The organism is Acinetobacter sp. CFCC 10889 (assembly GCF_003268395.1).
GTDB lineage: Bacteria > Pseudomonadota > Gammaproteobacteria > Pseudomonadales > Moraxellaceae > Acinetobacter.
The window spans coordinates 11956-27029 of record NZ_LQXQ01000048.1 but is presented as its reverse complement, the minus strand read 5'-3'; the positions used below and the strand labels follow the sequence as shown (position 1 = coordinate 27029).

The window sequence follows — 15074 nt, the reverse complement described above, 5'->3', positions numbered from 1 at the left end:
ATACGGCAGTGAACATCAAGGTAGTTATGGCAATGAGATTCAGTCATTTCTAAGCTGCCTATACGGCAGTGAACTGTAATAATACAGCAAAAATCAGAAATATAACAGTGAGTTAAAACTTAAAATATCAAAATACCCAAGTTTTGAACCATGTTTATAACCTATTGATTTTATTAATGTGTTAAAGAGTCGAAAAATATTGGGTAAAATCATCTCTTACCCAATAGCTTAATTTAACAATCTATCATCTTAAAAACCATACATAACTGTATTATTTAATATGATGAATTAGAACATCAGCAACATCACGTGCAGCTAACCAATATTTTTCATTAAATGTTTTTAGCTCAGTTTCATTTGAAATAAAACCAAGTTCAACGATTAAACCGCCATTGCTGATGAAGCCAAGCTTTCCACGTGCTGACTGACTTTGATCAATCCAACCCGCATCTCCACGCAATTTAGAATTGAAAGCTTTGGCCACAACTTTTGATAGATCCTGCGCTAATTTTTTGTCTTTCGGTAATGCAATAGTTTCAATGCCATACGCTGTCTTATTTGCTGCTGCATTCATGTGAAATTCAACAGCAACATCAGAGCCTTTAATCAATTTAATGGCTGTATTTAAATTCTGGTTATCAGAGCCAATACCATCGGTTTTGATTGCGACACCCGCCTCTTTCAAATAATGAGCTACAGCATTACGGAACTTTGTAACCAATTCAGCTTCTTTGAATTTGCCGTTGACTGCTCCCGGATCTGCATTCGAGTGCCCTGCTGTCACTGTGACAAATGATTGAATCTGATTTAACTTTGCCTGCGGCTTTAAGCGAACTACAGTCAAAGCTATTGAAACTACTAAGCCAATCCAAATCCCCCAGTCTTCAGGAATACGATCTTTTATATTTTGTGGAATCGCATGCCAAATCTGTAACATTTGCTCACTGAACAAAATCACAAGTGAAAAAAAAGCACTTAAAAAAGTGCCTAATTTCACTGTCCAGAATTGCCAGCGCTCTCGCCAGTTATTTCCAATTAATTTCATTTACTAACTTCCTCAAGTCTTGCGACTTTTTCTTTAACAATTGATAGTTCTTGACTCATTTGGATAATTGATGCTCCAACACCAACACATGCTGAAATCACAGTGCCTGCAAACAATGCCAAAATAATTTTAATGACAGAAATTCCACCATCCTGCATTGATGACTTATGCTCAAGTGCTGAAACTTTTAAGTCTAGCGCATCGATGTCTTTGCGATTTTCTTCACTTGCTGATTTGTGTGCCTCATTAATGAATGTCAGTCGTGTGACATGATCAGATAACATACGAATATCTGATTGCATTGCGTCAATCTTTTTCTCAACTCTGAGTCCGTATGACTCGTTTTCAGACATGTATTCCCCCTATTTTTGGCAATAAAAAAGCCCCCGATTGGGCTAAATTATTTGCTCTAGTTTGTGTCGTAATTTATGAGCGATAGCTATATGACCTGCATCGTTTGGGTGCAGCCCATCACCGCTTTCGTAGTTTGGGGCTTTAAAGAAGTGATCATTAGCGGTTGCGTTGTACGGATACAGGTTAGATATTGCGTATAAATCAATGATCTGTAACGAAAAGTGAGTCGCGTAAACATGCAGCAGGTCGACTAGATTTTTCAGAGTGTATCCATACGCGTTATTCGCAGCATTTACACCCCAGTTTGTCGCACGTGGCAGCGGCGTCAGGATCGCCATCGGAGTTATTGGGAACTTAACAATCATTGCCGTAATTAGCACGTAGATGCATCCGCTTATTGTGTCAGTTGTCGTGTCTCCGAATACTCCTAGCGGCTTTCTGTTCTCCGCTGTCTGATTACCCCAATCATTCGTGCCTAAGAAAATTGTAATTAAATCAACATCAGTTTGGGTGATCTTTGATGCCACATCATTGCGGTTGAAGTAGCCAGTGCCTGATATACCATAGTTGTATACAGTCATTCCGCCGACATCTTTCGCAAGATAGTAGTGGTAGTTGTAGTTACTCCAATAGTTCTTTTCTGTAATACTGTCACCGATAACTATCCACTTTTTACCCGTTAGTCGTGACGCTCCGTTAGTTACTTGTTTTTCCAGTACACTTAACTTCTCGCGCGCATACGCATCATATAGACTTAGTCCATTCAGTTGCACGACTTCTCGCAACGTCGGTTGATATTTGCTGTAGTCTGATACCTGCAATGTAGCGACAATACTGAAATTGAACGTCGCATTGATCAGCTCAGCAGTAAGAACCATGTGTGTCATGCCCACTGGAGCTGTGACGTAGCGCTCTGTGTTGCTTGTGATGACCTCGTCAGTACCAGCCACCGTCTCTTTGCCCTCGCGCAAAACAGCATCAGACATGAATCGGAATCGGTAAATATCGGACGCTTGCGCGGCGTATGTTATTTTATACCGTGTGCCTGCTTTGACTGGAATAACAGCAACTTTACCGCCAGCACTGAGTTGTAGCGTGTTCGGCACGACACTGATATAGTAACCTGTTGTAAGTTGAGCGGATGCGAATAAATTAGCTGTCCCCGTCATGGTAGGTACTTGCATGTGCGTTCTTGCGACTTGGTCTGCGACAGGCGTACCTGCTATATGCGTAACACCTTTTGTTGTAGCATCTGTATATTTTCTAACAGCGAATGTGTCAAGCATATCGACTAACGGATAGTCAATATCTAAGTCCACATTCATCAGTAGAAAAGTAGTATTAGCAGGAGCGATGCACGTATACCAGTCATCGCCTATGGCTGTCAGTGAGGCAGGCGTAATCGGTTGACCGCCGACAAGTGAAAGCGTACCGATCAACCACGCAGGCTTCGCTTGTGTAGTGTTTCCTTGTATGCGTAGTTTATATACTGCGCCAGCTTCGACAGGTACTACCGCCATTCTCCAGTTAGGTTTAGTGTCTGTCCACGCGATGACATTCTGTGTCAAGCTCACATAAAACTGCGCAATAGCATTGGTCTGTTGATCAAACATGTTAGCCGTACTACCTATTTTAGCAGCAACTGCAAGTTGTGCTTCAGACATATTCGTATACGGGGAAAAAACTTTACTTTTGTCCACACCGTAGCCGACCTGTGCTTTCCATTGCACATTGTAATTTAGCGACGTAATCGCGGTATTGACGACAGCGAATTTAGCGCCGACAGGCGTTCGTGTGTGTATGTAAGCATCAGAAGTACCATGTGTGCTGACGTGAGGCGTCATTGCAGTTACACTATTTGCGTCAGTCGGAGGGAGCGCGGTGTGGTAGCTAATACCTGCCCCTGATCCTGCCGTGACCACGTTGCTCGTATTCCAAAATGTTACATCAGTGTCAGGCGGCACAGGAAATGCAATAGACGTGTATCGAGCATCATTTTGTATCTTTAGAGAGCCGTTGACGCCAACCCCGACGTATGTGATAGGCATCGATGGTACAAGCTCAACTAAGCCTACTTTGTGCGTGTTAGCGGCAGCGTACGCTATAGTATACTCTTTCGCCTGCTCCAACTTCTCACTTGCAATCACATTTGCTTCGGTAGCAGCTTCCTGCACAGCCTCTTGTTTTGCGGTACTCACATCCTCTTTAGATGAGGCATTATCAACAAACTCACCTAAAGCAGTTTTAAATCCCTGCTCTGTAACATTTGCACCAATCAGTGCACTCTTATCTGGTAATGGCATAAAAATCTCATCCATAAAAAAAGCACCCAAAATGGGTGCTCATGTTGTTAATCAAATTTAAGTTTCAGAAGTACTTTGAACATACTGATCTGAATAATTCCAAACTGTGTCTTTCCACACATCACGTGCAGCAACTCGCACATAGTAGATCGTTGTAGATGTAAGCTTTTCAAAGGTATGAGATAGGTCTGATCCGACCCACGTTGGTGCAATCGAACTCGGATCAAAGTTTTCCGTTTGACTTATCCAAACTGCATAATCTTTTAAATCAGGTTCTTCACTTGGATTCCAACTTACAGTTAATGTATCTTTAGTTGCTGAGGTATATACATTTAAAAGTTTGACAGGAATCGGATTGCTAATATTCAACTCTGCAAATGAACTCACATTGCTACCACTGATACTAGCCACTCGAATTGTATAAGAGCGCCCTAAACCATCTGCTTTGGCTTCTTCAAGAGAGTAACTATAGTCGGTATTGGTTGTCTGAACTTCTCGCAGCAAGACACCATTTGATAATACTTGCACAACATAGCCTGAAGCACCTGCAACATTCTGCCACTGCACTTTAAAACTTGTACCAATAAACGGCGACTGTAATGAAAGTCCTTTCACACCTGTAGGCTTTCCACCCACCAAGGTATAACTAAAAGCAGTCACTTCATCTAAAGTTTGTTCTTGCTGTTGTAGACCGTTAAAACTGGTAAATTTCAAATGGATCTGCTTACCAATCAGGTTTTTATTAAAACTATGTTCAAAAATAGCCTTATCAATACGAACAAATGACTCACCTGCAATATGTGCTTGAGCATCATTGAAGCGACCACGCAGTACATCACTTAACATATACAAACCCGATCCATTCAGTGTTGCCACTTGATAGTTTAAATATTCACTGCCCAACAAGCATAATGTCGCATCCGCTTCAGCATCTTCCAAAGTACCACTATACATCTGACTTGGTGTATTGAGCAGAACTTGCAATGCTGTGTCATCTACATCAATGGCACCCACCAATTGACCATAACGTGCCGATCCATAAATGGTCCCGATCATGCCATAAGTTGTGTTGTCTAAACTCGCCCAGACATTACAACCACCAAAATTCACTCCACCTGATACAGCAATCCACACTTGATTGATACCATTAGTAAGATCCAAAGGCGGCTCGAAAATAACAGGCGCATTCACATGTCCTGGTTCTTCATTGCCGCCCTGATAACCATTGGATGCTTGTAGGTCATATTCAATTGCTGAGTAAGATCCAACGGACAACTCATTTGCGGTAATGGTGAGTAAGCCCTCGTCATCTTCTTCAATCCGTGTAATGCGTACAGGAAATTGATCCAACCCCAAGGAGATATCCGTAATTGTCACAATATCCATGGGTTCTAGTCGGCAGTACTTCCAACCAAGCTGAAACTCGTATTCATTGCGGACATATAACAAACGCTGTAAACGTAGCTGACAGGCATGCCGAGCAATTTTGGGCTCACAAAAGAAATCGAGTTTTACCGCATCTTCTGTACGTAAACCAAACATTTCAATATTGGCTTGGTCTTTGGCTTCTACAGTTTCCGTGTTGTATTGGTTGTAACGGTTAGTATATTCAATTTGCGTATGATTAAAAGCATCTGTATCACGGCTACGGCGTACCTTAATTGGCTCATCCTCACCAATAAAGTCATCATCTGTTAAATGATAAACAGGCGTTAAATCAGGTGTGAATGTCACCCCATGCCCAGTCAAAGCAGCATCACCATAGGTTTTAATTTTTAAACCATCAGGACTAGGTACCACTGCACAATTCACTGCCTCAACAATGGTGTTGATCGTTTCATATGCTTCAGCCTGTTCTGTAAATGCAGGGCTGATTAATAAATTTGCTGCTCGACAATAGGTTCTAAACTCTGCCAAATCCGCCATATTTAAAATCGGTGCTGCCCCATAGCGTGGATGCGTAATAAAATCCTCAATCACATCCGCAGGATTGGCATCATGTACAGTATCAGACAGTGTAATATCACTAATGACTTCAAAGGTATGATTGGCAAGGCTTGCGCTATTTCCTAGATCATAATTGGCACAGGCGACATAACCCAAAAATGGGTAATGTAATGCCTGATCGGGATGTTTGGTCTGTATATACCCCCAACGTGGATTATCATCACCATCAAATAATTCAAAACCCAACTGATCAATCGGACTCTTGGTCATACCATTTTCAGTTTTATTGATAATCTGATCTTTGTCTCGCCATACGATTCCAATATCTCGAATTTTATTTTCACACAATCCGAGCATTAATGAAGCATTGTAGGTAAATGTAGTATTGCGAGTTTTAGAGCTGCCGCCTTTGCCACCTGATTTGGTCACAGTGGTATGCGGTGTTGCAGTAAAATCACCATACCAAAACATATTGGCTGTGACTCTGTTTTTGCCATATACCAACGGTTGACAAAGACCATAGGCTGATTGCTGAACACGCATTGAGTTAATACGTGTTTCTGTTGTGCTTGTGGTACCACCACCAAATAATCCACCCATATTATTCTTTTAGCCTCTTCATACGATAAAAGCCCGCAATTCTGCGGGCTAAACTTCCTTTGGTACCATCTTGGATAATGACACCCTGATGGATATATGAATGGATCACTGTTGGCCATTCCACCACGATCGCACCATGACTAATACATTTACCAAAGTGATATAAAACGATGTCACCCGGTTGTGGTTCATCCACTTCAAAACATACACCTTTTACATGCTCTAAGTATCGTTGACCAAGCTGATGCATATGCCAATCGGGCGGATAAGGTCGTGGGTCGAAATAATCAATCAACCCTACTTTTTCATAGACTTCACAAAGTAAAGTGCCACAATCTACACCAACACCTTTAATCCGCCCTTGATGATGGTATGGAGTGCCGAGCCAAGTCTTCGCTTCTTCAACTGCTGCTAGGTTTTTCATACCGCAGTCTCCGGGACAGGAATAAACGGTTTACCTGCAAAACGATTCCAATTATTAAACCGATTGTTACACGTTTCTGATCGCTTATCACATCCTGGATAAACTCTGATTTTTTGACCTTCTTTAGGTTGCTCAAGTAAAGGTAATGTCAAAATTAAGGCTCCTGATTCATGCAAACGAATCGTACGTTTTAAACCTTTATTGCCACCCTCTAAAAACTCCACTACACCTTGTGTGAACCAACCTTGTGGTTGTGTCAAAGTACATAAAATACGTGAAGTACTGCTGTTTACCTCAACCACTGTATTGACAGCAAAATTATCACGCAGCAAACCACAACCATGATCAAACAAGGTATTTGAACAACTAGGCTGATAAAGGTTGCGTGGCATTTGGATATGAAGATCATCAAGATCTGAAGCAACATTAAAATCAATCACATTACGATCGAGTTCAGGTTCAATAATTCGACCTTCAAACAGCTTCAATGTTCCTGCGCTTGTATCTGTGGGTGTATTCATGTCCATAAAGATTCGTTCTAACTTAAAACGTGCACCGTCCATCTGACCATTGTGAAAAGCCTGAACAACTCGCACATCATTAAAATGTTGATCATCTGTGGTATCAATACTCACTGATAAGTTATCCACTTCTATTCCAAGTGAAAGGCTGATTCCCTCTCGACTAGTTATAGGTCCATCGGCTTTAAAAACTTGGTTGGCAACAATGAGATCTAGATCGTAATTGGTATAGCGGTACACATCACCCTGAACTGTTGTGATGGTATATAGATCTGCCATTAAGAACTGATCTTGATCCAGTAGAGCGATTAATTTTGCTGAAGCTTGTCTCATATCTTCATTCCTAATGTGCCGACCAATTCGATTTTCTGTGCTTTCCAAAGTTTGGATAGAAAATTGGAATACTGCTGTTCATCATCGGCAAAACGACAACGATAGAAAAATGTTCCCTTAACAGTAACTTCCTCGCCCTCCGCCAAAGGCGCTGCAAGCATATATTTCCCATCCTTGCTAATTCCCGCCATTTCGTTATTCCACATGGGTTTTTCAATGTTGCTATCCCACATATTTTTGGTTTCAACTTGATTCCACATGTTGGGATTAATTGGTTGAGTCATCTGCATCGTGTTGCTCACTGGCATATGTAGAGAATGCATTTTTTTGAAGATTTGGTAGGTTGTTGTGCTTCCATCCCCAATAAAAGTACATTCAAACTGATTGTCATCTGGCATCTTGTAGAGAAATGAATCAAAAGCACCACGGCGCTCAGTGAAGAAACTTTCTAGTTGCTGTAACTCATTTCGTCCTTTGCTCTCTCGCAAGAAAGCAAAAGACATGGTGATGTTATATTTAGGAATTGCTTGATAACTCGCTCGAAGCTCACGACCATTGATGGAAGTCATAATTTTGGTATTAAAAATGGGAGTCTTTGTAAGCTCCCATTCCAATCCTGGTAATTCAGGAAATAATTCATCAGACACGTGTTACTCCTTATTTACCAAAATTACGTCCATACCCTTTTAATCCTCCTGCCAACTCACGCCCATGTTTTTTCATAAAACGGCGTAAATCTTTAGAGTCCCAACTTTGGAAGTTAAAATTATTAATGTCACCACCACCTACACCACTTGCTTGTGTAGCTGGCATTGATCCATCACTCATTACCGATTTACCTAACGCACGAATCGTATTGGCATGTTGCTTAGGTAAAACCATTTCTTCCTCATGTAACTGAGTCATAGGATTTACACCTGCAGGAATATCATAGCCTCCTCGAGCAGAAGCAACCTTTCCGACAATTGCAGATACACCTGCAAATGCAGCGATACCCGCAGCCACACCCAATGCAGGACCAATAATAGGAATTGCTGACATTGCTGCCCAAGCTGCTGCCATCGCTTCCCATGCTGACATCATGATGGATTTTAAGACCTCCATTAACTTCAAACCCAGTCGAGCAAAAACACCTGTAGATGTTGCTGCAGTTTTGGTTGTCTCACCTGTTACCACTGCCGCTGTTTGGGCTGTTTGTCCAGCAACTTCAATGGCAGTTTCAGCTTTAATCAAGCCAAGCTTTGCAGCCAAACGTGGTGCCATACTTGCTACATACTTTTTCATTGGGGCTGTAATCATCTGTTGAATAAATTCAGCTGCCAATTCAGAATAAATAGCATTTAGAGCATTTTTCCAAGTTAGTGTGCCATTCATCATGGCTTGAATGCCTTGATCCCACAGGCTCGACATACGTGAAGTCAAACCACCAAACTTTTTCTCAAAATCTGCCATTTCAGCTTCACTGAGTAATTGCGGTTTTTGCGTATCTGAAACTGCTTTTTGGTGATCTAAATCAACGATGGCATTATTTGCAGAGATAAGACCATCATCTTTGCCTGTTAAATTAGCCTTTGCTACCTCTAAATCTAAACGCTTTGACAAACCCTCTCGCTTGATCTGGTACATTTGATCTTCGAGTCGTTTTTCGAGTTTTAGCTTTTCTACATTGGAAATTCGACCTGCATCAAATGCAGCCTGAATATTTGCTTTTTCAATTTCAAATATTCGTTGTGCTGTATCTAATTTAAATTGAATTTCCCGTTCATCAATCATCTGTTCTTGATCTAAAGCTTTCAGCTTAATTTCAACGATTTGTGCTTGAGCTTCTTGTTCGGCTTTGATGCGATAGGCTGTTTTATCGTCGGTTGAAGCAGTGGAGTCATTAATACGCTGAATCGCTTTTGCTAAATCCTGTTCCACTTTTTCCTGTTCAGAAGCGTACTTGTATTTCAACTCAAGTCGCTCTTTTTCGGCTTTATCAGCAATTTGGATCTGTTCTTGCAATGCTTTGTCGTAATCACTACTTTCTGTTCCAGATTCAACACCATTTACGCCTGCCATATAACCTTTGACATTTTTCACATATTGACGATTGACTGGACCTATATTTGTACCACGATCAACATTACCCTCACCTGCATGATAAGCTGAAATAGCTTTGTTAATATCCCCGTATTTATCCAATAAAAAGCGTAAATATTTAGAAGCACCTTCGGCAGCTTGCTTAGTATCAAAAGGATTTGTAATACCAAAGCGCTTTGCAGTCCCATCAAGAAACTGAAAGCCACCTTTAGCTGTTCCGTATTTAGTCATCGGACCTATTGCATTTCCATTACCCCTGCTTTCCTGCATGTTTATTGCTGACAATAAGCCATTCGGTAAGCCGTAATTGGACTCAAGACCTGCGAAATTGTATTTCACAGCATTTGCCTTAACACGATCATTGACTGTTAAAATATCTTGTTTTTTTTCTGCGTCACTTTTTGCCTTATCACTTGCTTTTTTATCATCATCTTTCGTACCAGTGCCAATACCTTTATTTGAATTAAAAGTATTTGGTGGTGGTTTGATCGGTGGTGGCGGCTTAGATTCTTTATCTTTAGGTAAATAAAGATCCAAAAGGCTTTGATTACCTTCCGCAGTTGTGTTTGCAATAGATTGACCTGCTGTTTTGATAGAAGCAACGGATTTGTTTACCCCATTACCCCATGTGGCAGAAAAATCAGTCCAACGAGAACCCATTTTGGAGGTATAGGTATCGGTAATCGCACTTAATTCTCTCAGTCCTTGATCATAAGCTGCTTTGCACCAGAGAAATCAAGTTTCATTAAGTGACTAACCACATTCCCAAATGTTTTAAATTTGATATTTAAAACATCTAAACCATATTGAATGGTATCTTTTAAACCACCAAAGCCATTTTTCACACCATTGAAAGTAATAATGATAGCTTGACAAGAAGATACGATTACAGCTCGAATAATAGCAAAAGCAGATTGAATCCCAACTTTCAAACCAATGGCTACTGTAGCAAAACCTTTCATTGCACCCGCAACCAAGTCCATAAAAGTGATTTGTTGCAGTGAGCCATCACCAATACCTTCTGTTAAGTCTGACCAAAGATCACCAATCAAACCAACAACAGAGCCACAAATACTCGCTAGACTCTCAAAAATGGTAATAATGGCATTGATTGCCCCATCTACGGCTCCTTTCGACTCAGACATATACGTCAAAAAGTTATTTGCCATTTGCTTTAATGCAGGAGCTAGATCAGCAACCACATTCGCCACAACCCCTTTAATGGTTGAGCCAATTAAGCCCAATGCACCTTGAAAGTCCTTGGTTGCCTGAATTGCTTCATCATCAAGAATCACACCAAGCTCATGTGCCTGTTTGGACATCTCTTTAAGTTTTTCACCATTGTTTGCAAGCAACGGCGCAAGTAAAGTCGCATCATTGGCGATCGACTCCATGTAAAATGTCATTTCAGCTTGTGATACATTGGCTTTCTGGAGTGTTTCATAGTATTTACCAAGAATCTGTGGACCTGATAATCCCTGAAACTCTTTAGCAGTCACTCCAACTTTAGGTGCAATTTTTTCGAAGAAATCTGCCATTTCCCCGCCACCTGTTTGCATGAAATCACCGAACTTATCGTTTACATCTTTCATGATGTCACCGAGTTTTTCTTGACTCACACCCACAGAGGATGACGCAAAAGCCCACTCCTGAAATTCTTGTGTGGTTGCATTGGCAAGGCGTGACATATTTTCAATTTCACGTGCATTGCGAATCACTTCTCCCGTTAATGCACCGATCTGCATAACCAACTCACCAGCCATATTGGCAAGAAAGTTCCCTGCAAAACTAGTTAATATGCCTGCACTACCACCACCAGAACCTCCACCACCGCCTGATGGTCCACCTCCTCCACCACCACCCGCACCAAGCTGATGACGTAATAAATCTAACGCTACTTTGACACGATCAAGTGATGCACGAAGTAGATTACTGGTTGCATCAATATCTATTGCCAAACCACTACTTAGGTTGCTCAACATTGAGCGTGCGATATTGATCTGGTTATTTAAATACGTGAGATCTATCCCAAGTTTTACTTTGTAGGTTTTATTGGTTAAGCCTTCTAACTTGGTTTTTAGATTTGAAATATCTGCCTGCAATAAACTCGGAATGACTTTAACTTTAATTCCTGCGGCAAATGCAGCGTTCAATCTATTTTTAATCAGTGCAATTTCAGCGGTCAGTGATGGGCTGTCTAATTTTGGTTTCACCTTAATAATTTGTGCACCAAGCTGATTAAACTTTTGCTGAATCTCATGCGTATCAATATCTAAGCGGATATTTTGAATCGGTAAAGAGGCTAAACGAGCTTGAATTAAGCTTTCAACTTGCCCCATCTCTGTATTTAGTGATGTGGTATCAACATGTAGTTTGATCTTAGTATCATCAGCAATACTATTGATACGTGTACGAATCGTATTGACTGCGCTATTTAATCGTTGCTGCATATCACTCATATCAATATTTAAACTGATATCAATGTTTTTAAGTGAATCACGCACACCATCAAATGCATTTTTGATCGTATCTGCTATACGATTAATATCGACTGCCGCAGCTTGAACTTTATCAGTTGCCTGATTCATGCCTTGGCTAAGAGCCTCAGTTGAGGCTGTGATTTTTACTTCAACTTCGTTTGCCATTACTTTTCCTCAGGCAATAAAAAACCGCCAATATGGCGGTAAATTTTGTTTTATAAATCAGTTAAATAATCCTGAATATTCATCCAATGCTCTATAACAAGTCGCATTTCGCCCTACTTCTTCCACTTCACCTTTTACAGAAAAAATCCCCATTCGCATTGCATTTGCCATCGGCTTCTCACCGTATTGAGCTATGCACTTCTTACTAACTTCATTCATTGTTTCAACAAATGAATTATTATCACTTTCTGTTTCTAAATTACATACCGATTTAATCGTAATCATATAACCAATGAGATCTGCATTTGATTCACAATCATCAATACTTGGATTATCCCAATCTACTGCCCAAGCATTAACAACAACCATTGATAAAATAAAAGTTAAAATAGCTTTTAGTTTCATTACATCCCCAATAAAAACAATATCTTTTATAAAATATAGCATATAAACAAAACCACCTTTCGGTGGTTTTGTTTATTTGATCTCTACATAATGTTTTTCTGTAATCATTTTGATCTTAATGCCCTTATAGTACCGAACCATTGGATCGTTCTGATCTTTGCTGAGATGATCAATAAACTTTTCTTCTTTCATTAACTTTGAATATGTTTTATAACCAACTACAATCTCTGTAGGCTCTTCACCAGTACTTTTAAACTCTTCAATGCGTTTATTAAATTCTTTCAGATTAATTCCCATTATTCACTACTCGCAATAATTTTGTTCAATTTATCAATTAATTGTGACAAAGCAAAGAAATAATGAGTAGTTTTTAATTTTAAAAACCACTCTTTCGAGTGGTTCTAAACTCACACAACTGTCATTTAACTTAGTGTCGATCCAACGCATGCACGGGCTGACCACCTAAATGAGTGTAGTGTGTCATACCATCTTTAATGGCGAGTTTATTTAACACATTTGCACTACTAGATATCTCCTGAGAATACCCAAGAAGAAGTCCTGCATATTCACACCCAAGTAAAGATAATGCTGGATGGATATTATTTTTAATCAGTTTTGAGAGAATCGGCACATACCACATTAAAAACTGAACATCCATATTTTGCCAAGGTTTAGACTCCTCTCTGACTGACTTCTCCGCATTACTATAAAGCGCAATCAAATGATGAACATATTCCACGGCGACAGGAATCGCATCGTATGGGATGAGCGCTATATCATCAACATTAAAGCGCTGATGAATTAACTTCCATGCATCACTAGAACTTAAATGCTTGGTTTTAGCAACAAGCATAGTATGAGCATCATGTAATGCAGTGCGTTCCGATTTGTGGGTTTTAGCTAAAATCTCTTGGCGGTGAAAGTAGCAATCCTCCAATTGCTCAAAGATATCCCATGCTTGATCAGTATCAAGCATCTTTGCATGACGAGCTGCACCACGTTCCGTCCAGAGATTTACTGTTCTAGCACCTTTTTTAACAGCGTGACTATCTGTCACGCTGTTCTTAAAATCTTTTAATTCAGTACCTTCAAGTTTAATGTAGTGTTTACCTTGCACAAAACGGTCAGAGTTTCGAGAAAAATTTTGGCGAATGTTGTTGATGTCAGTACCATAAAAATCAGCCAGCATTTCAGTGGTAACAACTGGAATTGACTTAAAATTAATAATGGATACTTGTGTATCATTGATTTGTGCTATATTTGACATATCAATTGCCTCTCAGTAGTTGATGAGAACCTCGATAGCCGTCCAAAGTCATCGAGGTTTTTTATTGCTTAAATTAAAATTCAACACTACAATGTAGTGCATAAACAAACTTTAACACGCACTACAAAGTAGTGCAATATTTATTTTAAGGAAACGAAAATGAAGAAAGTGTTACCAATACGAACACAAATTCGTATTCCACCTGATTTACATGCACGCCTAGTTGAAGAAGCTAATAAAAATGAAAGCTCTTTAAATGATGCTATGATTTTTTATATTGAACGGGGTTTTCACTCCGCACCACATGAAGATGATTTTGAAAAGGCTGTCGAAAATATTCCAACTGAGATTTTAATGATGGAGCTTGCTAGTCGAATGAAAGGCTATACACTCACTGTCATGGAAAAGGTGGACAATAAAAAAGCACCCTAGGGTGCTTTTAGTCTTTAATCTGATAATGGAATTTTAGTAAAATTCTTATTTCTATCAGACCATAAATAAACTGTACATGCAGATTCTATATAACAAAATTGAATACTTGGTTTGGTTATTTTAAATTGCCTAATTTCATCAGCAGCACAATCCCAATATCCTTTTTCACAAGCACTCTCCCAAATTTCTTCTGATGGTTCCAATAGTTTGATTGAGAAGTTTTGAGCAGATAAAGTATCTGATTGTTGTAAAATAAATTGCTTTCTTTGGTCAGTATCACTTACCTCAACTACAAAATTAAACCCTTGAGATGAATTATTACTTAATAATATTTGTGCAACATCATATTTACCATCACCATTAAAATCATTCACAATTTTATTAGGTGAATTAAACCTAGCCCAATCATTTATTGCATCTTCTTGGGTTGCTACACGCCAATTTTCAGGTAGTTTTACATTCTTAGAGTTTTGATTGCTAGAGCAACCAATTAAGATAAAACTCGCTAAAAATAAAACAGCTAATTTTTTCATATCAGTACTTTGCTTTAATCAGTAATTTCAATTTTAGAACCGTCTGTAAATAAAATTACCTGAGGTTCAAATACAAATTTTATTTTCCCTAATTCTGTATTTAGTAATCTTTTATCCTCATCCATAAACTGATTATAATTTATAGATGCTGGATATTGTAAAGTAATGTAAACATAGCGAATT

12 protein-coding genes and 1 pseudogene are annotated in these 15074 nt (G+C 39.5%); 1 reads left to right on the top strand and 12 read right to left on the bottom strand.

All coding sequences use genetic code 11. The features are described 5' to 3' along the window. Positions 1–271: 271 nt before the first annotated feature. The 11 genes and pseudogenes from AVJ19_RS15920 to AVJ19_RS15865 all read right to left on the bottom strand — a co-directional run bounded on the left by AVJ19_RS15920 (position 272) and on the right by AVJ19_RS15865 (position 13926). Positions 272–1045: an N-acetylmuramoyl-L-alanine amidase gene (locus AVJ19_RS15920; protein WP_111860632.1), complete on the bottom strand. Its 774-nt coding sequence runs from the start codon at positions 1043–1045 to the stop codon at positions 272–274. After that, positions 1042–1398 carry a hypothetical protein gene (locus tag AVJ19_RS15915; RefSeq protein WP_111860631.1) on the bottom strand — a complete coding sequence of 119 codons (357 nt, stop codon included), beginning with the start codon at positions 1396–1398 and terminating at the stop codon, positions 1042–1044. Before AVJ19_RS15915 ends, AVJ19_RS15920 begins: the two co-directional genes overlap by 4 nt. A 42-nt stretch (positions 1399–1440) precedes the next feature. Further along, a complete protein-coding gene (locus AVJ19_RS15910; protein WP_111860630.1) occupies positions 1441–3717 on the bottom strand; it encodes an SGNH/GDSL hydrolase family protein in 2277 nt (758 codons plus the stop codon). A gap of 42 nt (positions 3718–3759) precedes the next feature. After that, positions 3760–6249, bottom strand: a complete 2490-nt coding sequence (locus AVJ19_RS15905; protein WP_111860629.1) for a phage tail protein — start codon at positions 6247–6249, stop codon at positions 3760–3762. Position 6250: 1 nt separating this feature from the next. Then, positions 6251–6673 carry an NlpC/P60 family protein gene (locus AVJ19_RS15900; RefSeq protein WP_111860628.1) on the bottom strand — a complete coding sequence of 141 codons (423 nt, stop codon included), beginning with the start codon at positions 6671–6673 and terminating at the stop codon, positions 6251–6253. Then, positions 6670–7527 (bottom strand): DUF2163 domain-containing protein, encoded by an 858-nt coding sequence (locus AVJ19_RS15895; RefSeq protein ID WP_111860627.1) that lies wholly within the window; start codon positions 7525–7527, stop codon positions 6670–6672. Before AVJ19_RS15895 ends, AVJ19_RS15900 begins: the two co-directional genes overlap by 4 nt. Beyond that, a complete protein-coding gene (locus AVJ19_RS15890; RefSeq protein WP_111860626.1) occupies positions 7524–8174 on the bottom strand; it encodes a DUF2460 domain-containing protein in 651 nt (216 codons plus the stop codon). Before AVJ19_RS15890 ends, AVJ19_RS15895 begins: the two co-directional genes overlap by 4 nt. Before the next feature lie 10 nt (positions 8175–8184). Next, positions 8185–12254 (bottom strand): annotated as a pseudogene (locus AVJ19_RS22890) (transglycosylase SLT domain-containing protein). Between the two features lie 57 nt (positions 12255–12311). After that, a complete protein-coding gene (locus tag AVJ19_RS15875; protein WP_162626631.1) occupies positions 12312–12659 on the bottom strand; it encodes a hypothetical protein in 348 nt (115 codons plus the stop codon). 72 nt (positions 12660–12731) lie between these two features. Further along, positions 12732–12956: a hypothetical protein gene (locus AVJ19_RS15870; RefSeq protein WP_111860622.1), complete on the bottom strand. Its 225-nt coding sequence runs from the start codon at positions 12954–12956 to the stop codon at positions 12732–12734. Positions 12957–13086: 130 nt separating this feature from the next. Beyond that, positions 13087–13926, bottom strand: coding sequence for an ORF6N domain-containing protein (locus AVJ19_RS15865; protein ID WP_111860621.1), 840 nt, complete (start codon positions 13924–13926; stop codon positions 13087–13089). Between the two features lie 159 nt (positions 13927–14085). On the opposite strand from AVJ19_RS15865, the gene AVJ19_RS15860 reads away from it, so the two are divergent. Continuing rightward, positions 14086–14358, top strand: coding sequence for a toxin-antitoxin system HicB family antitoxin (locus AVJ19_RS15860; RefSeq protein WP_111860620.1), 273 nt, complete (start codon positions 14086–14088; stop codon positions 14356–14358). A gap of 14 nt (positions 14359–14372) precedes the next feature. On the opposite strand, the gene AVJ19_RS15855 is transcribed toward AVJ19_RS15860, so the two are convergent. Beyond that, positions 14373–14891 carry a hypothetical protein gene (locus AVJ19_RS15855; RefSeq protein ID WP_111860619.1) on the bottom strand — a complete coding sequence of 173 codons (519 nt, stop codon included), beginning with the start codon at positions 14889–14891 and terminating at the stop codon, positions 14373–14375. Positions 14892–15074 lie beyond the last annotated feature (183 nt).

Coding starts and splice junctions, on each gene's coding strand:
- AVJ19_RS15900 (WP_111860628.1), bottom strand. CDS start 6,673: ATGAAAAACCTAGCAGCAGTTGAAGAAGCGAAGACTTGGCTCGGCACT.
- AVJ19_RS15870 (WP_111860622.1), bottom strand. CDS start 12,956: ATGGGAATTAATCTGAAAGAATTTAATAAACGCATTGAAGAGTTTAAA.
- AVJ19_RS15860 (WP_111860620.1), top strand. CDS start 14,086: ATGAAGAAAGTGTTACCAATACGAACACAAATTCGTATTCCACCTGAT.
- AVJ19_RS15905 (WP_111860629.1), bottom strand. CDS start 6,249: ATGGGTGGATTATTTGGTGGTGGTACCACAAGCACAACAGAAACACGT.
- AVJ19_RS15875 (WP_162626631.1), bottom strand. CDS start 12,659: ATGAAACTAAAAGCTATTTTAACTTTTATTTTATCAATGGTTGTTGTT.
- AVJ19_RS15895 (WP_111860627.1), bottom strand. CDS start 7,527: ATGAGACAAGCTTCAGCAAAATTAATCGCTCTACTGGATCAAGATCAG.
- AVJ19_RS15865 (WP_111860621.1), bottom strand. CDS start 13,926: ATGTCAAATATAGCACAAATCAATGATACACAAGTATCCATTATTAAT.
- AVJ19_RS15920 (WP_111860632.1), bottom strand. CDS start 1,045: ATGAAATTAATTGGAAATAACTGGCGAGAGCGCTGGCAATTCTGGACA.
- AVJ19_RS15915 (WP_111860631.1), bottom strand. CDS start 1,398: ATGTCTGAAAACGAGTCATACGGACTCAGAGTTGAGAAAAAGATTGAC.
- AVJ19_RS15855 (WP_111860619.1), bottom strand. CDS start 14,891: ATGAAAAAATTAGCTGTTTTATTTTTAGCGAGTTTTATCTTAATTGGT.
- AVJ19_RS15910 (WP_111860630.1), bottom strand. CDS start 3,717: ATGGATGAGATTTTTATGCCATTACCAGATAAGAGTGCACTGATTGGT.